Below are 21,161 nucleotides of genomic sequence, written 5' to 3' on the forward strand. Positions count from 1 at the left end.
GAGGGCTCGCATATGGCAAGATTTCACTCGCTGACTGTCACCGATGTCCGCCACGAGACGCGAGATGCCGTCGTCGTCACACTCAAACCTAGCGACGAAGATCGCTCGGTTTTCGACTTCACCCAAGGGCAGTACCTGACATTTCGCCGAAAGTTCGATGAAGAGGAACTTCGTCGATCCTATTCGATTTGCGCTGGCAAGGATGAGGGCGTCCTGAAGGTCGGTATCAAGCGCGTTGATGGGGGCTCGTTCTCGACCTGGGTGAACGAAAATCTCAAGGCTGGCGACGTCCTTGAAGCCATGCCTCCGATGGGGACGTTTTTCACCGCTCTCGATCCCGATGCGCCGCGCCATTATCTTGGCTTTGCCGGAGGAAGCGGTATCACGCCGGTCCTTTCAATTATCAAAACCGTTCTGTCACGGGAGCCGAAGGCCCGGTTCACGTTAGTCTACGCGAACCGACAGATCAGCTCGATCATGTTCCGTGAAGAGCTGGAAGATCTGAAAAACATCTATCTCGGCAGACTTGCGGTCTTGCACATCCTCGAAAGCGAAGCTCAGGACATCGATCTGTTCACCGGCCGTGTTGATGCACAGAAGTGTGTCGCGCTGTTCAAAGGTTGGATTGATCTTGCGTCGGTCACGACAGCCTTCATCTGTGGTCCAGAACCCATGATGTTGGCCATCGCGGGATCATTGAAGGAACACGGCCTTCGTGACGACCAGATCAAGTTCGAGCTTTTCGCATCTTCGCAGCCTGGTCGGGCGCGGCAGAAGGCGGTCTCTGCAGCCGGTGCCGACCATGCCGCGACGTGTCGCGCCACGATCACATTGGATGGTGCGACGCGGACATTCAGTTTCCCGAAGCATGGTCAGAGTTTGCTTGACGCTGCGCTCGAAAACAACATGGACGCCCCATACGCCTGCAAAGCCGGGGTCTGTTCGACCTGCCGAGCGAAGGTCCTGGAAGGCGACGTCGAGATGGAAGTCAATCATGCCTTGGAAGATTACGAGGTCCGTCAAGGCTACGTCCTGACCTGCCAGTGCTTCCCGCTCACCGACAATCTGGTCGTCAGCTACGATCAGTAGGCCCGGCTCAAGCCAATGGGGGGCCAATGATATCAGATACGAGGCCCATCGAAGACGATATCGCGCAAGGTGGCGGTCTGTCGTCTCCAGACAACGTCACGCCACGATATCGCGGAGAGTTGTCGCGATTTTGGTGGCCAACTTCGTCGATCGCGAACTGGCGGCCTCTTCGGGGGGCGCAGAGGTGATCAACGATGCGCCTGGTATCCAAGAACGGATATCGGCGGCCCGCAGCGCTGCCAGCCTTGGCCACTCAGACCCCAACTGTTCGAGACCCAATCGCGCTTTGGCCTGCGTCATAAGCCAAACAAAACATCGCGTGCCGAATGGGTTGCTTCGGCGGATCAGCAGCTTGGCTCGCTTGGCCTGAATTGAAAAGGAAATTGCGATGAACATCAGTGTCAGGCAGCCGCGCCGCCTAGAAAGTTATGTCTGTGGCGGTTGGGTCGCCGGTTCGAAAGAAGGAAACGTTCTTCTCGACGCTTCGACCGGAGCACCGGTCGCCTTCATCGACTCGACCGGTATCGATTTCACGGACGTGCTGACTTACGGTCGAGAGAAGGGTGGGGCCGCCCTTCGACGGTTGTCGTTCCACGAGCGCGCCTTGATGCTCAAAGCACTCGGCCTGGCACTCATGGAAAAAAAGGATAAGTTTTACGCTCTTTCGACCGCAACTGGGGCAACCAAGGCCGATAGCTGGATCGATATTGAGGGCGGGATCGGCACATTGCTGTCCTATGCGTCGAAAGGACGACGCGAGCTTCCCAATAGCCGTGTCCTCCTCGATGGAGACGTCGAAGGGCTTTCGAAGGACAATTCATTCTCGGCACAGCACATTCTGACCCCACTACTTGGTGTGGCAATTCACATCAACGCGTACAATTTCCCTTGCTGGGGCATGCTGGAGAAACTGGCGCCGACGATCCTTGCGGGCGTTCCGGCCATCATCAAGCCAGCGAGCCAAACCGCCTATCTAACGGAGCTCATGGTCCGCGCGATCGTCGAGATAGGCATTTTTCCTGACGGTTCGCTTCAGTTGATCTGCGGTTCAACCGGTGATCTGCTCGATCATGTCGACAGTCAGGACATCGTCACCTTCACCGGATCGGCCGCAACCGGCCAGCGCTTAAAGACGGGCAAGGCAATCGTGGCGAACTCGGTGCGCTTCACGATGGAGGCTGACAGTCTCAATGCTGCGGTTCTTGGCCTTGATGCTGCACCTGGCACCGAAGAATTCGAACTTTTCGTCAAGGAAGTGGCGCGGGAGATGACCGTCAAGGCTGGCCAGAAATGCACAGCCATCCGTCGCGTTATTGCACCTCGCTCTTACACCGACGCTCTGGTCGCCGGTCTTCGTGACCGGCTGACCAAGACATCGGTCGGCAATCCGATCGATGAAGGCGTCCGCATGGGCCCATTGGCAAGCTTGGATCAGCGAGACGAAGTCCGTGCCCGTATCCGCGATTTGATGACAGATGCCGAGATTGTTTCTGGCGATCCGGAAAACCCTCTGGTTGTAAGCGGCGATGCCACGGATGGCGCATTCCTCAATCCCGTTCTGCTGTACTGCGACAAGCCTGCCGCCGCCGGAACCGTTCACGACGTGGAAGCGTTCGGTCCGGTCAGCACCGTCATGCCCTACGACACAGCGGACGAGGCCGTCGATCTCGTGCGTCGAGGCAAGGGGAGCCTTGTCTCGTCCGTCTTCACCAACGACGCCGATTTCGTTCAAGAAATGGTTCTGAGGCTTGCCCCTTATCATGGCCGGGTCATGATTGGTAACCGCGTCAGTGCGAAGTCATCCACCGGACATGGCTCGCCATTGCCGGGACTGGTGCACGGGGGGCCGGGCAGGGCCGGCGGCGGCGAGGAGCTGGGCGGCATGCGGGGTGTTAAACACTACATGCAGCGCACCGCAGTTCAGGGCGCTCCCTCGATGCTGACCGCGGTGACCGGGAAATGGTTCCCAGGAGCGGCGGCAAACAATGACGGACCGCATCCATTTCGAAAGTCGCTTGCGGAATTGAAGGTCGGCGACCAGCTGATAACTGCAAGTCGGGCAGTCGGGCTGGATGACATCGAGCACTTTGCAAACTTCACCGGTGACACCTTCTACGCCCACATGGACGAAGAAGCAGCAAAAGCGAACCCGTTCTTCGACGGCCGCGTTGCCCATGGGTATTTGATCGTTTCGTTTGCTGCCGGCTTGTTTGTCGATCCGGCCCCAGGCCCGGTCCTTGCGAATTATGGCGTCGACAACCTTCGCTTTTTGAAGCCGGTCAATCCTGGCGACGCACTTAAAGTCCAGCTGACGTGCAAAGAGATCAATCCGCGCGCAAGTGCTGAGCACGGCGAGGTTCGCTGGGATTGCTTAGTCACCAACCAGAACGCGGAGCCCGTTGCTCAGTACGACGTCCTGACGATGGTCGCTAAGACTTGGCCGTCTGCTTAAGTTCATATGTGGGCGGCTGATATTTTGGCCGCCCATTATTGGGCGAAGCGTGCCCCCAATCGGCGCGTATCACGGCACCATCCGGTCGTTGAGGTGCTAAGCTGGTCGCTACTGCAGCGTTAACAGAGGTTGAGCTCGATAGACGGCGGATGTTCGCCCAGGAGGATGGGCGGATCATCCTGGAGGAACTCAATTTTAACGAACAGCTTTGATGCCTTCTAATATCAGTGTTGTTGCGATGTCCGCATACTCGTCTCTGCTGATCGGGCCATTCGGCCGGAACCACATATAAACCCAGTTCATCATTCCGAAGAGTGACATAGTGACGGGCATCAGCAATGGGCGATCCTTGTTCAAGTCGGGATTGATTTCTCGAATGATTGAGGAGAATCGCTTCACAATTTGCCGTTCGATCTGTTGAAGCTCAGCCATCTGGCTCTCAGAAAGCGCCGAGGTGCCCATCAGCTGAACCTGATGCTCGTTGTCGCGACCTTCATAATTTCTCGAAACCGCTTTCACCAGCAACCGCAGCCGCACATGCGGGTCCATATCCGGCCTGTCGGCGGCTGCAATCGCTGCATCAAGTTCAGATAAGTGAATGCGGACGATGTCGAAGATCAGCGCGTCTTTGCTCTGATAGTAATGATAGAGCAGGGCCTTTGACACGCCGCCTTGGGACGCGATCATCGACATGGAGGCTTTCTCCATGCCCTCCTTAGCAAAGACAGCTGCGGCATTCGCGAGAATCCCTCGACGCTTTTCTTCAAAATCCGCCGCTCGTGTGCGTGCCATGCAACCCTGCTTCTCTCATTCGCGTCGTATCAGGAAAGTCATGTTTCTATAAACTGAGATTGAGGGCTCGGGCTGTCCCCGCGGACCAGTTCATTGCTTTAGTCGTTTGTCCACAACCCGCTTGGCTTTGCCTTCCGAACGGGCGACCGCGCCGGGAGTATGGACCTCGATTGTTGTTGAGACGCCCACGATACTCTTGATGTGATGCGCCAATTCCTCGGCCGATCCTGCCCGGGCACCGTCATCAGCCGCGTCATCGGTGCATTCGACATGCACGATCATCTTGTCCATACGATCAGCTCGTGTGAGTTCAATCTGGAAGTGCGGGGCAAGGCCACGACATTTCAGGATCTGCTCCTCGATCTGTGTCGGAAAAACATTCACGCCGCGCAGGATGATCATGTCATCAGAGCGCCCAGTAACCTTCTCCATACGGCGCATAGTCCGTGCTGATCCTGGAAGGAGACGTGTCAGATCGCGTGTCCTGTAGCGGATGATTGGTAGGCCTTCTTTCGTGAGCGTCGTGAAGACCAGCTCGCCGCGTTCACCGTCAGGCAGCACAGCTCCCGTCTCAGGATCAATGATCTCCGGGTAGAAGTGGTCCTCCCAGATGTGGAGACCGTCTTTCGTCTCAACGCACTCGTTGGCGACCCCAGGCCCCATCACCTCGGACAGGCCATAGATGTCAACGGCGTGCATATCGAAAGCCTGTTCGATTTCCTCGCGCATGGCGTTCGTCCACGGTTCGGCCCCGAAAATCCCGACAGCAAGGGAGCTTTCCCTGGGATCAACGCCCTGACGACGGAACTCGTCGAGAATCGAAAGCATATAGGACGGCGTTACCATGATAATGCGCGGCTTAAAGTCTTGTATCAGTGTCACCTGGCGTTCGGTCATCCCGCCCGAGATCGGAACGACCGTACAGCCGAGCTTTTCCGCACCATAATGTGCCCCAAGCCCGCCGGTGAAGAGGCCGTAACCATAGGCGACATGGACAAGATCCCCCGCTCTACCACCAGAGGCCCGGATCGAGCGCGCGACGACGGTCGCCCAGGTGTCGATATCCTTCTGCGTGTAGCCGACAACGGTGGGCTTGCCGGTCGTGCCTGAGGAAGCATGGATACGGGCGAGTTTTTCGCGGGGGACCGCGAACATACCGAATGGGTACGTGTCCCGGAGGTCCGTCTTCGTCGTGAACGGAAATTTGGCCAAGTCTGAAAGAGTCTTCAGATCGGATGGGTGTACACCTGCTTCGTCGAAGCGTTGGCGATAGAACGGCGAGTTTTCATAGGCGTGGGCCAGGGACCACGTCATTCGCTCCAGCTGAAGGCCGCTGATCTCGTCACGAGATGCAATCTCAATCGCTTCAAGATCGCCAGGGCACGGTTCAAGGCTTACCATATTGTCCTCCTCCAAGGAATAAAGCGTCAGCCGGTTACCGGTTTTCAGGAAGATGTGTGCCTTTGACCGTTCGCGAATGACCACGGAATTCGGCGATCTGTTCACCCTGCTGGTTGACGACGCTCACGTCATAAATACCTCCGCGACCCTGTCGGGAGACCTCTTTTGCACGGGCCGTCAGGACATCGCCTTCGAATGCCGGAGCGATAAACGTGACCGAACAATGCTGGGCCACTGTCCATTGGTTATAGCCGTTACACGCGAAGGCGAAGGCCGAGTCCGCCACCGTGAAAATGTAACCGCCGTGACAGGACTGATGGCCATTCAACATGCATCGCGTGACCGTCATTTGGACCGAAGCTCTGCCCGGTGCGACTTCGGTCAGCGTCATATTCAAAAACTGGGACGCATGATCATTTGCCCACTGGGCTTTCGCGCACGCCTCGGCAAGCTCTTGCGGTGAGAGCTGTTCAGATGCGTTCATTGTCCCTTGAACTCCGGCGTTCGCTTTTCGAGGAAGGCGGAAACGCCCTCGGCGTAATCGGCACTGTGACCAGCCTCACGCTGAAAGTCGCGTTCGAGATCCAGTTGCTGATCCAGAGAGTTCGTTGCTGCAGCCTGGATTGCGCGCTTCGTGAGCCCCAGTCCCTTCGTCGGACCGCTTGCCAGCTGCTGTGCGAGCTTCGTGGCCTCGTCAAGGAGCTGTTGGTCGTCAACAACCTTCCAGATCAGCCCCCAGTCAGCAGCCTTTTCGGCACTCAAAGGCTCTGCCGTCAGTGCTAGTGCTTTTGCGCGAGCTTCCCCGATCAGGCGGGGCAGGCTCCAGGTTCCGCCAGAGTCGGGAACGAGCCCGATCTTCGCGAATGCCTGAATGAAACGAGACGAGCGGGCAGCCAAGGTGATGTCGCAGGCAAATGCGATGTTTGCACCTGCACCCGCGGCGACCCCATTCACGGCGCAGACGACCGGCTTTTCGAGCATACGGATCAGGCGGAGGAGCGGATTGTAATAGGTCTCAATCGTGTGCCCCAGATCGGGCGTACCGTTGCGGGGATCGCGGTCTCCTAAGTCCTGGCCAGCGCAGAAGCCGCGGCCCGAACCCGTCAAAAGAACGGCGCGGATCTCCGCTTCGTCGCGCGCACGCTCAAAGCCCGCTCGAAGAGCGAGATGCATGTCCTCATTGAACGCGTTCAGCTTGTCGGGGCGGTTGAGTGTCAGACGCAAGACGCCGTGGCTGACGTCCTCAAGGACAGTATCGATCGCAGGCATGTTTCCTCCTCGGACGTAATACGGCGATAAAAAAGACTTGCATAAACCGACCGGCCGGTCAATTCTTGGCCTGAATGAGTGAGGGAGGCTTCTCTGAGCGAGTTGTTTGAAAGACATCGGGATCTGCTGGGGCGTGCGGTGCAGGCGACCCAGGAGCGGACCTACTGGTCGGCGTTTTCAGAAGTTCCTAGCGGGAAAATATACGGTGAGAGGGCAAAGGCGGAGGGTGCTTCAGCCTTCGAGGCGAGGCTTGGAAAGCCGTTCAACTTGGCCAATCATCCGGCGGAAGCGCCTGTCGGGAATGAGGTTTCACCCTACGGACGTCGCCTCGGCATCACTTATCCGGCCGCGTCCATCACCACTTTGATCAATGCCTCGCAGGCTGCCTCTAGCGTTTGGGCGGCAGCTGCGCCGGAGGGGCGTGTCGGGGTTTGCCTAGAGGCCTTAGTTCGCCTCAACAATCTCAGCTTCGAAATCGCAAATGCCGTGATGCATACGACTGGACAAGCGTTTGCGATGGCGTTTCAGGCTGGCGGGCCGCACGCTCAAGAGCGGGGGCTAGAGGCGGTGGCGTATGCCTACTCGGAAATGAAAAAAGTGCCTTCCACGGCCGTGTGGTCGAAGCCCCAGGGCAAAGGCGAGCCCATCGTCTTGGAAAAAAAATGGCGCATCGTTCCCAAAGGCGTTTCGGTCGTCGTTGGATGCAACACGTTTCCGACTTGGAATAGCTATCCCGGGCTTTTCGCGAGCCTTGCATGCGGCAACACCGTCATCGTCAAGCCTCACCCCTCCGCGATCCTCCCTTTGGCGATGACAGTCGATATCATCCGTCAGGTCCTTGCGGAGCAGGGGCTGCCCGAAGATGCAATTCTCCTCGCTCCCGATGCGGCTGGTTCCGAAATCACCCGGGATCTTCTGAAGCACCCGGCCGTCGCTATCATCGATTACACCGGTTCAACCGCGTTCGGCGAATGGGTCAGAAACAACGCCCAGGCCGATCTTTATACGGAAGAAGCCGGGATCAACTCGATCGTCATGGGATCAACGGACGATTTCGTCGGGATGTGCGATAATCTCGCATTCTCGCTGTCGCTCTACAGTGGGCAGATGTGCACATCGCCGCAGAACATCTTCATCCCGAGCAGCGGCATTGAGACGAACGAAGGCTCCAAGACGTTTGATGAACTTGCCGATGGAGTCGCCGCTGCGGTGGACAGGCTTCTTGCCGACTCCGTGAGAGCGGCAGGCGTCTGTGGAGCCATTGCCAACCCCGCCACGCTTGATCGGGTTAGCAATGCTAGAAAGCTCGGTCGTCTGGTCCGCGATTCCGCCGTGATTGAGGGGCAGGGCGATGCCAGAACCGCGACGCCACTGATCGTCGCGGTTGAGACCGATGCTTGCGACACCTATGGCGAAGAGCGGTTCGGCCCGATTTCGTTCGTGATACCGGTGGACGATGTTCGAGACGGCATCAACCGAGCGGCGGCACTGGCGTCGAAGAAGGGAGCGATAACCGCAGCGCTGTACAGCACGGACGATGACGTCATGAATTTCGCGGCTGACCAATTCGCCCGAGCCGGGGTAAACCTCTCGGTCAATCTCATGGGCGGAATTTTCGTCAACCAGAGCGCCGCGTTCAGCGATTTTCATGTCACAGGGGCGAATCCGGCGGGCAATGCGAGTCTAACCGACGCCGCATTCGTGGCGAACCGGTTTCGTGTGGCGATGTGGAGAAAACCGTTCCAGGAAGCGGCTGAATAGGTCGCCCGCCCGACGGAACCTTTTTCATCGACCACGTGAGATTTCCATATGACCGTGACCACTTCATACCAGGGCCCGATTGCCGTTGTTTCAATCGATAATCCGCCCGTCAACGCCTTGTCCAAGCAGCTGCGGCAGGACCTCTTAGACGCCGTTGTCCGCATGGATGCCGACCCGGCCGTTGAAGCGGTCGTGCTGTCGTGCGAGGGCCGCACGTTCATCGCTGGCGCTGACGTTAAGGAATTCGGCAAGCCGCCTGAGGCACCACATTTGCCGGATGTCGTCACCGCGATTGAGCATGCCGAGAAGCCCTGGGTGGGCGCGGTCCATGGCAATGTGCTCGGTGGCGGGTTAGAAATAGCTCTGGGCTGCACGTACCGGATTGCTGCGCCCAAAACGAACTTCGGGCTCCCAGAAGTGAAACTCGGGATTATTCCCGGTGCGGGTGGGACCGTTCGCCTGCCGCGACTGATCGGCGTTGAGGCTGCTGTTGATCTCGCGACGTCCGGAGCGGTCATCGGGACCGAGAAGGCGAAGGCTGTCGGTCTGATCGATGCCGTTGTGGAAGGGGATCTTCGCGAGGGTGCGGTCGCCTTTGCGCAATCGATTATCGGCCTGCCGAAGCCGCAGCCGATCTCCCTGCGGGCTGCTCCACAGAAGGACGGCGATTTTTGGAGCCAAGCCGAGTCGTCCGTCAGGTCGAAGGCAAAGCGTGAGGTCGCGCCTCTGAGAGCATTGGCGTCCGTTCGGAACGCGACCGAGGTCGACTTCGAAGCCGCAATGACTTTCGAGAGAAGCACATTCCTGGACCTTCGGGCGTCTGACCAGGCGGCTGCATTGCGGCATGTGTTCTTTGCGGAACGCGCGGCCCCGCGCCCTCCCGAATTGCAGGGCGTGCCAGCGGCGGAAATTCTCTCAGCTGCAGTTGTTGGCGGCGGCACGATGGGGGCGGGTATCGTTGCCGCTCTGAGGGACGCTGGACTTCCTGTTGTCCTCATCGAGAGGGATGCGGAGGCTGCAGAGCGTGGTCTGTCGAATGTCCGGGCGATTTTCGACGGCGCGGTGAAGCGTGGGCGGTTGACGGCTGAACTGGCGGCAGATCGCCTTGCGGGTGTGCAGACGAGCACCGATTACGGCGCGCTCACGGATGTCGATCTGGTTATTGAAGCGGTCTTTGAGGACTTGGCCGTAAAACAAGCCGTCTTTGCGAAGCTCTCTGGAGCGTGCAGGGCCGACGCCGTCCTGGCCACCAATACCTCTTACCTCGATCCCAATCAGATCGGTGCGGGCGTGAAGGTTCCGGCGCGTTTCCTCGGCCTGCACTTCTTCAGCCCAGCCAACGTCATGAAGCTCTTGGAAATCGTCCCCACCGCCACCACGAGTGTGGAGGCCGTCGCGACAGGTTTCGCTTTAGCCCGCTTGCTCGGGAAAATTCCCGTATGGGCCGGTATTTGCGATGGATTCATCGGCAACCGGATATTGAAGGTTACGAGAGCGCAGACCGAACGGCTTCTCCTGTCCGGCGCAACGCCGTCCGCTATCGACGCTGCCATGCGGCAGTTCGGGATGCCGATGGGGCCGTTTGAAGCGCAGGACCTCGGCGGACTCGATATCGCTGCATTTCAGAGAAGAGCGGCGAGAGACCGGGGCGAAGCGGTATTCGCGCCAATCGCAGACAAACTATGCGAGCTGGGGCGCTTCGGTCAGAAGACATCCGGCGGTTGGTATGATTACGCACCGGGCGACCGCACGCCACGTCCGTCGGATGTTGTGACGAAAATCATCGCCGGCAAAGCTGGTGATCACCTGGCCGGTGAATGGGACAATGAATCTCTCGCTGAGGCCATCATCTTCCCCATGATCAGTGAGGGAGCTGCGATTTTGGACGAGAAGGTCGCGCTTCGCGCCGCCGATATCGACATCGTGGAAATCCACGGATACGGGTTTCCGCGTTGGAGAGGTGGCCTGATGCACTACGGTGAATCGGTCGGTCTCTCCAAGGTCGTGGAACGGCTTCGCCAGCTATCCTCGAAGGGCCTCTCTGCAGCGCCGTCTCAGGGCTTGGTGCGAGCAGCCGCTTCCGACTCATTCGACGGCTGAGGCAGTGATTGGATAAGTGCTCCCAACACGCAGCTGCCGTACGCCTGCGGGAACGCCGCGTCTTTTATCGGCATGGTGTGGCGGCGGCTCAGCAAATGTCGGGATCGAAAAGGCCCTTAGCCAAGTTTATGATCCTCGCGGATTTTTCGAATTTGACATTGGATTCGATGGACGGCCCCAACTGGGATTCAAATGTCAGATTCAATCCACTAGGCAGATGCGTCTTTTGGGTGGGATTGACGTCAGTTTGTGATTGGGATGATGGTCCCTGATAATGAAAAACATACGATGTCGGAAAGCCTTTCACCATCGTCTTCGATGCGCTGTTGACGGCGATGGTCGCCAAGGTCTGCGGGCTTGAGGCAGGCGAATTCGTCCACACCCTCGGCGACGCGCATCTTTCCAGCGATCATCTCGACAAGGCCCTTTGCAATTGACCCGCGACCCGCTGCCGCTGCCGCCGCTCAAGCTCAATCCGGCGATCGACGACCTCTTTGTCTTCCGCTTCGAGGATATCGCGATCCAGGGCTACGAGGCGCATCCGCACATCCCGGCCAAGGTGGCGGTGTGAGTAGGGCGTCTGATACCGCACTCTCGATCGTCGCCGTCGTTGCGATGGCCGAGAACCATGTGATCGGCCGCGAGGGCGACATGCCCTGGTCGGTGCCGAGCGACCTGAAGCGTTATCGCCGCCTCACCATGGACAAGCCGATGATCATGGGGCGCAAGACACTCGAATCGATCGGGCGGCTCCTCGACGGGCGCGACACGATCGTTCTGTCGCGCGACGGCACGGTGCCGTTCGAGGGCGCTTATTCGGCCAAAACACCGGACGAGGCTCTTCAAATCGCCGCGGACTGCGCGCGCTCACGCGAAACGGACGAAATCGTGATCGCCGGCGGCGGCGAGATCTACCGCCTGTTTATGGACCGGATCGACACGCTTTACGTGACCGAGATCGCCGCATCGCCCGACGGTGACGCAAAGTTTCCGGATATCGATCCGGCGGTCTTTGAACGCGTGTCGCTTGAGGCCTGGGCGCAGGGCGAGCGCGACAGCGCCGCGACGCGCTTCGGTGTCTGGCGGCGTATTCAGCCCGCTGGTTGAGATGCCACCCATGCGGTGCCGGACCGTGCCGTAACCTTGTGCTCATCGTAGCCCGCGAAAAGGTCGCGGATGCGTTGAAAGCCAATTTCGCAGTTCCTATAAGGGCTGAGGACGTGTCACGCGGGGTTTTTAATCGGATCGGCTGCCGGTTTTCCGCTTCATTGAAAGGACATCGATGCCCTGGAGCAATCAGACCGGCAACGGGGGCTGGAAAGGTGGCGGAAGCGGGGGCCCTTGGGGCCAACGGCCACAGGGACCGCGGCCTTCGGGCAATGGCGGCGGCGGCAACAATTCGCCGGATCTCGAGGACATCTTGCGGCGCGGACAGGATCGGCTGCGCCGGGCAATGCCGGGCGGTGGCGGCTCGGGCGGCGGCGCGGCTTTCGGCTGGGTGTTGCTCGTTCTGATCGTTGGCGTCGTTCTGTGGCTCTTTAAGAGTGTCTACACCGTCCAGCCGGACGAAGTCGGCGTCGAGATGCTGTTCGGCAAGCCGAAGGCGGAGCTCTCCGAGCCGGGCTTGCATTTCATGATCTGGCCGTTCGAGACGGTGGATACGGTCCCCGTCGTCGAGAGCCAGATCACCCTCGGGTCCAACCAGCGCGGCGACAATTCCGGTCTGATGCTGTCGGGCGATCAGAACATCGTCGATGTGCAGTTTGCGGTCCTCTACCAAGTCGACAATCCGCAAGATTTCCTCTTTAACGTCGAGGATCCGGTGTCGATGGTGCAGCAGGTCTCCGAAAGCGCCATGCGCGAAGTGGTCGGCCGGCGTCCGGTGCAGGATGTTTTCCGTGACGATCGCGCCGGCATCGCCGAGGAAGTCCGCAAGATCACCCAGGAGACGCTGAACGACTACAAGATCGGCATTCGCATCAATGCGATCTCGATCGAGGACGCCGCCCCGCCGTCGCAGGTGGCCGACGCCTTCGACGAGGTGCAGCGCGCCGAGCAGGACGAGGATCGTTTCGTCGAGGAAGCCAATCGCTATCGCAACCAGCAGCTCGGTCAGGCGCGGGGCGAGGCGGCCCAGATCCGCGAAGATGCTGCGGCCTATAAGAGCCGCGTGGTCCAGGGCGCCGAGGGTGAGGCGCAGCGCTTTACCTCGATCCTCAAGGAATACCGCAACGCGCCGGAGGTGACCCGCAAGCGGCTGTTCCTCGAAACCATGGAAGGCGTTTTGCGCGAGTCCAACAAGGTGATCCTTGACGAAGACGTCAAAGGCAAAGGCCAGGGCGTCGTTCCTTATCTCCCGCTGAACGAACTCAACGGCAACACGTCCGAGCGCCAGGGCGGAACCGCAAACCGGAGCAAGACCAACTGATGGCCAATCGCTTCTACGCCGTTCTCATCATCCTGGCGGTCGGCGCTCTGCTGTTGTGGAATTCGCTGTTCGTCGTCAATGAAAAGGAGCAGGCGATCGTCCTGCGCTTCGGCGAGATCCGCCGGGTGATCGACGAGCCGGGCCTCTATTTCAAGCTGCCTTTCTCCTTCAGCGGCGCCGATACTGTGCAGATGCTGCCGGACCGGCTGCTGCGCTTCGATCTGGACAATATCCGCGTCCAGGTGTCGGGCGGCAAGTTCTACGAGGTCGACGCCTTCCTCGTCTACAACATCTCGGATGCGAAAAAATTCCTGCAGACGGTCTCCGGCTCGCTGTCGCAGGCCGAGCAGCGGCTGCGCACCCGCCTCGACGCGGCCTTGCGTCGGGTCTACGGCCTGCGCGGCTTCGAGGCGGCGCTGTCGGACGAGCGCGGCGAGATGATGCGCCAGGTGCGCGACGACATCCGGCCGGATGCGGCGAGCCTTGGCATCACCATCGACGACGTGCGGATCCGCCGGACCGATCTGACGCAGGAGGTCTCGCAGCAGACCTATGAGCGGATGAAGGCCGAGCGTCTGGCCGAGGCCGAGCGGCTGAGGGCCCGCGGCCAGGTGGCGGCGCGCGAGATCCGGGCGGCGGCCGACCGCGAGGTCACCGAGACGGTGTCGGCGGCCCGCAAGGACGCCGAGATCATCAAGGGTCAGGCCGACGCCGAGCGCAACAAGGTCTTCGCCGACGCCTATAAGGCCGATCCGGAATTCTTCGACTTCTATCGGTCAATGGAAGCCTATCGCAACGCGCTGGAAAACTCCGGCACGACCATGGTCCTGTCGCCGGATTCGGAGTTTTTCCGGTACTTTAAGCAGGATCGCGGCACATCTGCGCCGGGGCTTGGTGGCGCGCCGTCGGTAACCGGCTCGCAGCCGGCGCTGTCCGGCGCGACGGTGCCGGAGGCCTCTGCCGCGCCGGAAGCGGAGACCGCTTCGCCCGCGCCGGCGGCCAACGCCACCGGCAATCGCGGTGGGGCCAATGGCGCATCGTCCGCCGGCCCGCGAAATGCCGGTACGCCGGCAGGCGCGGCCAATGGCGCGGCGGCGGGCGGCGTGATTTCCGGCGCGAACGCTCCGGCGGCGGCGCAGTGAGATGATCGACTTCTTTGATGCCCTCGGTCTCCTTCTGGTGATCGAGGGCATCGTCTATTGCCTGTTTCCAACCTTGGTGAAACGCATCGCAACGCAGGCGACATACGCCTCGATCGAGCGGTTGCGGCTCGGCGGGCTTGGCGCGGCGATCGCCGGGCTTTGCATCATCTGGGCGGTGCGCGGCTGATCTGTCGCAGGGGCGAAGGGCGCTTTGACGGGGCGGCGCGATCACCATTTCTCCAGCCGCGCCGTATTCCCCTTGATTAAGTCGGATTTCTCGGGTCCGCTTTCCCCGACGCATCGGCCCGCCCATCGGCAAGGATGGGCACGGATCCGCTGCGAAAATGCGACGAGGCAGAGCTTTTGGCGGGCCTTGATTGGCCGCACAAGCGCATGTTCGGCCATGATGCCGAGCGCCTTTGAGCATCCTGTTGTTCCAGACTGTCGAAGGACACGCGATAATGGCCATGCGCGCCCCGATCCTGCTGCCCGTCTTGTTTGCCGCGCTTTTGGCAGGCGCAGCCCCGCTGCGCCATGCCGAGGCGCAGACGCCGCAGCTCGGCGGCAAGCCGGCACCGGCAACGCCCAAACTTCCGACGGCGCCATCGCCGGCGCAGCCGCCAAGCCCTGAAGGCGAGGCCAAGAAACCCCAGGCCGGCGCGCCGGAAGAGACGGTGCCGGCATTGCCCGTCCCGCCGGTGGAGGGCAAGAGCGGCGGCGCAAGCGAGGCATCGCCAAAGGCGCTGCCCGGCACGGCACCGGGCGCGGCAGCCTCCGCGCCGACGCCGATGCGCTACGGGCCGGCCTCGGTCGCCGATCTCGCCGACAAGCTGCTGCCGGCCGTCGTCAACGTCTCCACCGCCCAGGGCGTCAAGCAGCCGGGGCGCGGCGTGCCGCAATTGCAGGCCCCCGAGGGCTCGCCGCTGCAGGACTTCTTCGACGATCTCCTGCGCGACAAGAACGGGGCCGGCGAGCGCAGCGTCCAATCGCTCGGCTCGGGCTTCGTGATTGATCCGTCCGGTGTCATCATCACCAACAACCACGTCATCGGCGATGCCGACACGATCACGGTGAATTTCGCCAATGGCGATCAGTTCGACGCCAAGCTGATCGGCAAGGATCCGAAGACCGATCTCGCCGTCCTCAAGATCGACGCCGGCAAGCCGCTGCCATTCGTCAAATTCGGCGATTCCGAGAAGCTGCGGATCGGCGATTGGGTGATGGCGATCGGCAATCCCTTCGGCCTCGGCGGCTCGGTGTCGATGGGCATCGTCTCGGCGCGCGGCCGCAACATCAATGCCGGCCCGTACGACAATTTCATCCAGACCGACGCGGCGATCAATCGCGGCAATTCCGGCGGCCCGTTGTTCGACATGGAGGGTGACGTCGTTGGCATCAACACCGCGATCATCTCGCCGACCGGCGGTTCGATCGGCATCGGCTTTTCGATCCCCGCCAATCTCGCGGTCAATGTCATCGATCAGCTGCGTGAATATGGCGAGACCCGCCGCGGCTGGCTCGGCATCCGGCTGCAGGCGCTGAACGAGGAGATCGCCAGGGGTCTTGGGATCGACAAGGAGCATGGCGCGGTGGTGATGGGCGTCGTGCCCGGCGGACCGTCCGACAATGGCAGCCTCAAGGTCGGCGACGTCATCGTCTCCTTCGAGGGCCGCAAGGTCGAGGGCTCCAGTGATCTGCCGCGCATGGTGGCCGAAACCAAGGTCGGCACCACCGTCAAGCTCGGCATTCTGCGCAAGACCAGCCGCAGCGAACCGGCCAAGCCGCTGACCGTCGAAATCAAGCTCGGACGGCTTGAGGACGGCGAGAAGACAATGGCGGCGGCGGAGAAGCCGGGCGGTGACACGTCGCGCGCCAACAAGCCGGGCGGCACGAAGCCCGGCGACAAGTCGGCGACGCCGTCAAGCGCCGGCACGATCGAGACGCTCGGCATGACGATCACCAACATCGACGCGGCCAAGCGCAAGAGCTTCGAACTCCCGGACGATGCGAATGGGGCGCTGATCACCGCGGTCGATCCGAATTCCGACGCGGCCGAAAAGGGCGTCGAGGCCGGCATGCGGATCACCGAGGTGGCGCAGGAGACGGTCGCAAACGCCAGTGAGGTCAAAGCGAAGATCGACACGCTGAAACAGGACGGCCGGCGCAATGCGCTGCTGTTGCTGACGGCGAAGAACGGCGACGTCCGCTTCGTGGTGGTGCCGATCGAGTAAGGCCCGAACTCAAGACAGATCAAGGTCTTCACACCGCCAGATCGTTGTCGGCCTCTTCCTCAAGACTTTCGTCGGGCACGGCGATGGCGAGGCCAAAGGTCAGGACGCCGAGGCGGCCGACGATCATCAGGCCGATGATGATCAGCTTGCCGATGGCCGACAGATCGCCGGTCAGCCCCATCGACAGGCCGACCGTTCCGATCGCCGAGACCGCCTCGAACAGCACTGTCTCGAAAGGGTGGCCGGGATCGGAGAGGCAGAGCAGGAAGACGGCGGCGCACAGGACGCCGCCATAGCAGGCGAGCGAGGTCGTTGCTGCCTGCAGCTGGGCGGGCGTCACCTGGCGCTTGAAGAAGCGCACCGAGCTGCGGCCCTTCAGGGTCGAGCGCACCAGGCCGATGAGGGCGGCAAAGGAGGTCGTCTTCAAGCCGCCGCCGGTGCCGGCGGGGGAGGCGCCGATGAACATCAACACCAGGAGAACGACGATCGTGCTGTCCGGCAGGCCGCCGATATTGACGGTGTTGAAGCCGACGGTTGTCGAGGCGGACATCGCCTGAAAGAACGCTGCCTGCAGCCGCTGCCAGGCCGGCAGGGCGCCGAGCGTCATGTCGCTGACGAAGATCAGCAGCGTTCCGGCGGCAAGCAGCGACAAGGTCATGCGGGCGATCACCTTGCTGGTGAAGCCGAAATGGCGCGAGCGCCCGGCGACGCGCCGGACGGTGTCGACGATGACGATGAAGCCCATTGCGCCGACGATGCTGAGTACCGACACTGTGAGATTGAGCCCGACATTGCTGGCCTGAGAGGAAAAGCTGCTCTGATTGAGGCTGAAGCCGGCGGTACAGAAGGCCGAGACCGAATGGAAGATCGCGCTCCATAGGGGCGCCGGATCGCCGCTCGCCTTCAGGATCGCATAAAGCGCGATCGCCCCCGCCGTTTCGCAGGCGGCGGTGAAGAGAATCACCGAGCGGATGAAGAGCTTCGGCGAGATCGAATCGGGTAGAGAATAGGCGGTTTGGGCCGTCTGTTTCTGGGTCTTGCTGAGGCGATGGCGGAACGACAGGAACAGGAACGAGCTGCCGGTCATATAGCCGATGCCGCCAAACTGGATCAAAAGCATGACGATGATCTGGCCGGCGAAGGTATAGCTCGTGCCGGTATCGATGGTGGTCAGGCCGGTGGTCGAGACCGCCGAGACAGCGGTAAACAGCGTGTCGAGCGGCGAGAGTGGCTTGCTTTGCGAAAAGCCGAAGGACAGCATCATCCAGCCGATGGTGATGTAGGCGAGATAGCCGAGCAGCAAAAGCTTGGCCGGGCCGGCGCGCTTGCGCGAGACCTCGGCGGGGCTCGGCTCGGCCCCGACGGCGATTTTTAGCGATTGCAGCGAACGGTTCAGATTCATCGAAGCTTGGAGCGGCGGGATTTGGGCACGGGCATCGCGCGCGGACCTCTCGCGGATGATCACACTCCGACGACCGGGTCGCGGTCATGCCGAAGATCGACGGGAATGATAGGAAGCCGAAACGCTTCGGCCATTGCGCCGCGCGGACAGATGGACACAGGCGCCGCTGGCTCGTCGAGGTCGCGCTATCGCACCCGCGACGGACCGGCGCCCTGACCATGCTGTCATCCTCGGCGCGGTAGCCGACGATCCGGCCGGTCGCGCAGGCGGTGCAGGAGGGGCGCGGCCGAGCGTCGCAGTGCGCGAAAACTGGGCAGTCTGTCCTTTACCGATCTCCGCCGGCTTTCGAGGGACTGCGATGAACCGGACTTGCCATTGCGCTTCCAGTCATCGTTTTACCGCATGATGGGGCCGAAACATCACGGAACGTTTCGGCATCATTCTCTACAGCATCGGCCTGAACATCGGAATCGATTTTCGGCAAAGCACGATGCGCCGATTCAAAGGGTTAGCGACCTTTCTGCGTCCGACAGGACGCAGGGCGCTCTAGTTGTAGCGCGTCGTGGTGCCTTGGGCTGGGCCTTTGGGCGCGGGGATTGACTGTGGTGCGCTGCCGGTGGACGCGCCGCTGCCCGCGCCGCCGGTTTCGCCCTTTGGCTTCGGGAGCGGATTGCTCGGCGGGATGCCCGTGGAGGGCGCGTCCGCCGTGCCGCGGGTGCCATTTGTCGGTGCGGGGGGCGAGTTCGGGCTCATCTCGTCGGGCGAGGAGCCTTGCGGGGCCTCCTCGCCGGTCGGTGGCGGCGAGGGCGCCATGGTGTTCTTGTCCTGCGGGACCGGCGCCACCGTGCCGCCGAGCGTGCCGCTTTCTCCCTGCGTCGGCTTTTCCTCCGATTTATAGGTCGTGCCCTGGCCATTCTCGCCTGGCGCCACCGACTGGCCGATCGCGTCCTTGGAAACCGGGGCGGCCACCGGCTTCGGCTGCAAGGCGTTTTGATCCGGTCCGGTTTCGGCGGTCGGCTTGGCATTGCCGAGCAGAATGGCCTCCTTCGGCCCCGGATCGGGCGCCTTGCCGTCCTCGGTCAGCCCAACGAGATAATGGTCGAGCAGCTTGTAACCGCCGAGCGGTTTGTTGTTCCCCAGATGGCAGGTGCCGCAATGGGCCTTGGCGGGATCGCCAAGTGGGCCTTTACGCACCGCCGGGAACACGGTTTTCAGCGGTTCGATATAGTTGCTGTTGATGTCCCGTGCCATCCGGATGCCCCAATAGGCGATCCAGCGATAGGGCGTCGATTGGCTCCAATCACGGAAGGCGCGGGAGTTGTGACAGTAGGTGCAGTTGACGCCGAGGGAATTCGCCGTCTGCATCATGAACAGATAGAGGTCTTCGGCGTCCTGCTCCTCGACGACGCCGGGCCGTCCGCCTTCGCCGACCAGCGGCGTGGTCGACTGGATCCGGGCGCTGGCGTGCTGTTCCATCAGATATTTGTCGTAAGGCACGTCCGGGAAGAATTGCCGGATGGTCTTGGCCTTGAGGTGCCAGGGGCGCGGCTTGCCCATGAACTGGTCGTCGCCGGCATGATTTTGTTCGTACCACGTCCAGGGCGGCACGTTCTGGCCACGATGGCAGGTGTAGCAGGTCACCCCCGAGGGGGCGACGTGCTGGGGCCATTTCGAATTGATGTGGCGGACCATCTGCAGCATCCGCCGCGCCACCACCTTGGTGTAGCGCGCGTCGCTGGCAAAGCCTTCGTCCGAGCTGAGATCGTGGCAGTATTCGCAGCCCTGCTTCGGCGCCACCCATTCGGTGATGGCGAGCATCAGCCGGGTGAACTCGGCGTCGGTTAGATTGCCGAGCACCTTGACGTTCTTGTAGACCTCGCTGGCCTTCGGACTGCCCGCATTGTCGGCCGGCTCCAGCGGCTTGGGCTTGAGACTGTAGGGCAGCTGTCGATCGGGATCCTTGAACTGGACCATCTCGATCGCCGCCGGGCCGGTTTCCTGGGACTGGATCGGCGGAAACACCCAGGGCGGCACCGAGAGGCCGACTAGCACCAGGGCGGCGGCGATGACGCCGACGACGATCGGGCTGTAGCGGATGGGCTTGGCGCTCATTGCATCGCACTCCCCACGGCTTCATGGGGAACCGGGAAGGCTGGGTAGACCGACGGGTAATGCGGCGCGATGCCGTGCTTGACGCCCCACAGATACCAGTTGTCGACCACCGTGCCGGTGAGCAGCACGCCGATAGCGCCGCAGAAGGTGGTCAGCACCGCGAACCACCAGGCCCAGCGGTGGATCGACTCGAAGGTGGCGTTGAAGCCCATCGTCCAGCGCCAGAACAGGGCGGCGCGCTCGGCCGCGGTGCCGCGATCGACGATCTCCTCGGCCTCCCGTTCGCCCCCGAAGCGCGACACCGCCAGGATGGTCGCACCATGCATGGCGAAGAGCATGGTCGAGCCGTAGAGGAAGGTGATCGAGAGCATGTGGAACGGGTTGTAATACCAGTTGCCGTAGAGCACCGAGACCGAGGCCGTCCAGTTGAGATGGGTGATGATGCCGAAGGGCACGGCCTCGGACCAGGATCCCATCAAGATTGGCCGGAACAGGCCGAGGGAGAGATAGAGGAAGATTGCCGAGGCGAATGCCCAGGAGGTGTGGGTTCCCAGGCCGAGCGCCCGCGCCCTTGTGTAGCTGCGCACCCACCACAACAGGATCGAGGTGGTCAGGAAAAAGCCCGCGAGGATCCACCAGCCACCATCGCCGAGCGGCACGAGCGGGTTGAGGCCGTATTTCGCCGGCGGCGGATCGAGCGTTAAGAACGGCAGATTGCGGATGAATGCGTAAGGATCCCAGCCGACCGAGGCCCACATGTTGAGGCCGATGATCTCGATGGCGATGAAGCCGCAGGCGAGCGAGGCGACCCCTGACCAGCCGAGATAGAGCGGCCCGAGCTGCGGATCGCCGATCTTTCCGAGCCAGTAGGAGAAACTTTTCGCCTGGATCCGGGGGTCCGAGCTGCTTTTGAGCGGCACGCCCGGATCGAACGGCCCACGCACCTGAATGCGGTTGTAGATGCTGGCGTAAGTGGCCATCG

The 21,161-nt window shown here is 61.4% G+C and carries 16 protein-coding genes and 2 pseudogenes; 11 read left to right on the plus strand and 7 right to left on the minus strand.

Going from position 1 to position 21,161, the window contains the following annotated elements; genetic code table 11:
- The first annotated feature begins 12 nt into the window (after positions 1–12).
- The 3 genes and pseudogenes from J1C48_RS03960 to paaZ all read left to right on the plus strand — a co-directional run bounded on the left by J1C48_RS03960 (position 13) and on the right by paaZ (position 3,541).
- Positions 13–1,089 carry a 2Fe-2S iron-sulfur cluster-binding protein gene (locus tag J1C48_RS03960; protein WP_207256425.1) on the plus strand — a complete coding sequence of 359 codons (1,077 nt, stop codon included), beginning with the start codon at positions 13–15 and terminating at the stop codon, positions 1,087–1,089.
- 29 nt (positions 1,090–1,118) lie between these two features.
- Positions 1,119–1,321: pseudogene (locus J1C48_RS18855) on the plus strand (Phenylacetic acid catabolic protein); the annotation flags it as partial.
- 156 nt (positions 1,322–1,477) lie between these two features.
- A complete protein-coding gene (paaZ, locus tag J1C48_RS03965; protein ID WP_207256426.1) occupies positions 1,478–3,541 on the plus strand; it encodes a phenylacetic acid degradation bifunctional protein PaaZ in 2,064 nt (687 codons plus the stop codon).
- A gap of 195 nt (positions 3,542–3,736) precedes the next feature.
- Here the strand turns inward: paaZ and J1C48_RS03970 are convergent, their stop codons facing one another.
- The 4 genes from J1C48_RS03970 to paaG all read right to left on the minus strand — a co-directional run bounded on the left by J1C48_RS03970 (position 3,737) and on the right by paaG (position 7,003).
- Positions 3,737–4,333 carry a TetR/AcrR family transcriptional regulator gene (locus J1C48_RS03970; protein WP_207256427.1) on the minus strand — a complete coding sequence of 199 codons (597 nt, stop codon included), beginning with the start codon at positions 4,331–4,333 and terminating at the stop codon, positions 3,737–3,739.
- 90 nt (positions 4,334–4,423) lie between these two features.
- On the minus strand, positions 4,424–5,734 hold the full coding sequence (gene paaK, locus J1C48_RS03975; protein WP_207256607.1) for a phenylacetate--CoA ligase PaaK: 1,311 nt from the start codon (positions 5,732–5,734) through the stop codon (positions 4,424–4,426).
- Between the two features lie 34 nt (positions 5,735–5,768).
- The gene (gene paaI, locus J1C48_RS03980) at positions 5,769–6,218 is read right to left on the minus strand and encodes a hydroxyphenylacetyl-CoA thioesterase PaaI (RefSeq protein WP_207256428.1); all 450 of its coding nucleotides are present in this window, start codon (positions 6,216–6,218) and stop codon (positions 5,769–5,771) included.
- Entirely contained in the window at positions 6,215–7,003 is a 789-nt protein-coding gene (gene paaG / locus J1C48_RS03985; protein ID WP_207256429.1) for a 2-(1,2-epoxy-1,2-dihydrophenyl)acetyl-CoA isomerase PaaG, read from the minus strand. The genes paaI and paaG overlap by 4 nt, the downstream gene beginning before the upstream one ends.
- Positions 7,004–7,096: 93 nt before the next feature.
- Between paaG and paaN the strand changes: the two genes are divergently transcribed.
- The 8 genes and pseudogenes from paaN (at position 7,097) to J1C48_RS04030 (ending at position 16,665) form a co-directional block, all read left to right on the plus strand.
- Positions 7,097–8,764 carry a phenylacetic acid degradation protein PaaN gene (paaN, locus tag J1C48_RS03990; RefSeq protein WP_207256610.1) on the plus strand — a complete coding sequence of 556 codons (1,668 nt, stop codon included), beginning with the start codon at positions 7,097–7,099 and terminating at the stop codon, positions 8,762–8,764.
- Positions 8,765–8,812: 48 nt separating this feature from the next.
- Positions 8,813–10,864: a 3-hydroxyacyl-CoA dehydrogenase NAD-binding domain-containing protein gene (locus J1C48_RS03995; RefSeq protein WP_207256430.1), complete on the plus strand. Its 2,052-nt coding sequence runs from the start codon at positions 8,813–8,815 to the stop codon at positions 10,862–10,864.
- A gap of 290 nt (positions 10,865–11,154) precedes the next feature.
- Positions 11,155–11,435, plus strand: a pseudogene (gene thyA, locus J1C48_RS04005) (thymidylate synthase); the annotation flags it as partial.
- Complete coding sequence (locus J1C48_RS04010; protein ID WP_343217678.1) at positions 11,432–11,971, plus strand: dihydrofolate reductase; 540 nt, start codon at positions 11,432–11,434, stop codon at positions 11,969–11,971. The pseudogene thyA and the gene J1C48_RS04010, both read left to right, overlap by 4 nt.
- Before the next feature lie 175 nt (positions 11,972–12,146).
- Positions 12,147–13,292 (plus strand): FtsH protease activity modulator HflK, encoded by a 1,146-nt coding sequence (gene hflK / locus J1C48_RS04015; RefSeq protein ID WP_207256431.1) that lies wholly within the window; start codon positions 12,147–12,149, stop codon positions 13,290–13,292.
- Positions 13,292–14,434, plus strand: coding sequence for a protease modulator HflC (gene hflC / locus J1C48_RS04020; RefSeq protein WP_207256432.1), 1,143 nt, complete (start codon positions 13,292–13,294; stop codon positions 14,432–14,434). The genes hflK and hflC overlap by 1 nt, the downstream gene beginning before the upstream one ends.
- 1 nt (position 14,435) lies before the next feature.
- Complete coding sequence (locus J1C48_RS04025) at positions 14,436–14,621, plus strand: DUF2065 domain-containing protein (RefSeq protein WP_207256433.1); 186 nt, start codon at positions 14,436–14,438, stop codon at positions 14,619–14,621.
- A 274-nt stretch (positions 14,622–14,895) separates the two neighbouring features.
- Positions 14,896–16,665, plus strand: a complete 1,770-nt coding sequence (locus tag J1C48_RS04030; protein WP_207256434.1) for a DegQ family serine endoprotease — start codon at positions 14,896–14,898, stop codon at positions 16,663–16,665.
- 28 nt (positions 16,666–16,693) lie between these two features.
- Here the strand turns inward: J1C48_RS04030 and J1C48_RS04035 are convergent, their stop codons facing one another.
- The 3 genes from J1C48_RS04035 to pufM all read right to left on the minus strand — a co-directional run bounded on the left by J1C48_RS04035 (position 16,694) and on the right by pufM (position 21,159).
- Positions 16,694–18,067, minus strand: a complete 1,374-nt coding sequence (locus tag J1C48_RS04035; protein ID WP_207256435.1) for a TrkH family potassium uptake protein — start codon at positions 18,065–18,067, stop codon at positions 16,694–16,696.
- 546 nt (positions 18,068–18,613) lie between these two features.
- Complete coding sequence (pufC, locus tag J1C48_RS04040) at positions 18,614–20,179, minus strand: photosynthetic reaction center cytochrome PufC (RefSeq protein WP_207256436.1); 1,566 nt, start codon at positions 20,177–20,179, stop codon at positions 18,614–18,616.
- Positions 20,176–21,159 carry a photosynthetic reaction center subunit M gene (gene pufM, locus J1C48_RS04045; protein WP_207256437.1) on the minus strand — a complete coding sequence of 328 codons (984 nt, stop codon included), beginning with the start codon at positions 21,157–21,159 and terminating at the stop codon, positions 20,176–20,178. The genes pufC and pufM overlap by 4 nt, the downstream gene beginning before the upstream one ends.
- Positions 21,160–21,161: the final 2 nt, after the last annotated feature.

The organism is Jiella flava, from assembly GCF_017349315.1.
GTDB lineage: Bacteria > Pseudomonadota > Alphaproteobacteria > Rhizobiales > Rhizobiaceae > Jiella > Jiella flava.

Excerpts from the sequence above, each read along its gene's own strand:
- paaZ (WP_207256426.1), top strand. The coding sequence starts at position 1,478 with ATGAACATCAGTGTCAGGCAGCCGCGCCGCCTAGAAAGTTATGTCTGT.
- J1C48_RS04025 (WP_207256433.1), top strand. The coding sequence starts at position 14,436 with ATGATCGACTTCTTTGATGCCCTCGGTCTCCTTCTGGTGATCGAGGGC.
- paaG (WP_207256429.1), bottom strand. The coding sequence starts at position 7,003 with ATGCCTGCGATCGATACTGTCCTTGAGGACGTCAGCCACGGCGTCTTG.
- J1C48_RS04030 (WP_207256434.1), top strand. The coding sequence starts at position 14,896 with ATGGCCATGCGCGCCCCGATCCTGCTGCCCGTCTTGTTTGCCGCGCTT.
- paaI (WP_207256428.1), bottom strand. The coding sequence starts at position 6,218 with ATGAACGCATCTGAACAGCTCTCACCGCAAGAGCTTGCCGAGGCGTGC.
- hflK (WP_207256431.1), top strand. The coding sequence starts at position 12,147 with ATGCCCTGGAGCAATCAGACCGGCAACGGGGGCTGGAAAGGTGGCGGA.
- paaK (WP_207256607.1), bottom strand. The coding sequence starts at position 5,734 with ATGGTAAGCCTTGAACCGTGCCCTGGCGATCTTGAAGCGATTGAGATT.
- J1C48_RS04035 (WP_207256435.1), bottom strand. The coding sequence starts at position 18,067 with ATGAATCTGAACCGTTCGCTGCAATCGCTAAAAATCGCCGTCGGGGCC.
- J1C48_RS03970 (WP_207256427.1), bottom strand. The coding sequence starts at position 4,333 with ATGGCACGCACACGAGCGGCGGATTTTGAAGAAAAGCGTCGAGGGATT.
- J1C48_RS03960 (WP_207256425.1), top strand. The coding sequence starts at position 13 with ATGGCAAGATTTCACTCGCTGACTGTCACCGATGTCCGCCACGAGACG.
- hflC (WP_207256432.1), top strand. The coding sequence starts at position 13,292 with ATGGCCAATCGCTTCTACGCCGTTCTCATCATCCTGGCGGTCGGCGCT.
- pufC (WP_207256436.1), bottom strand. The coding sequence starts at position 20,179 with ATGAGCGCCAAGCCCATCCGCTACAGCCCGATCGTCGTCGGCGTCATC.
- pufM (WP_207256437.1), bottom strand. The coding sequence starts at position 21,159 with ATGGCCACTTACGCCAGCATCTACAACCGCATTCAGGTGCGTGGGCCG.
- J1C48_RS03995 (WP_207256430.1), top strand. The coding sequence starts at position 8,813 with ATGACCGTGACCACTTCATACCAGGGCCCGATTGCCGTTGTTTCAATC.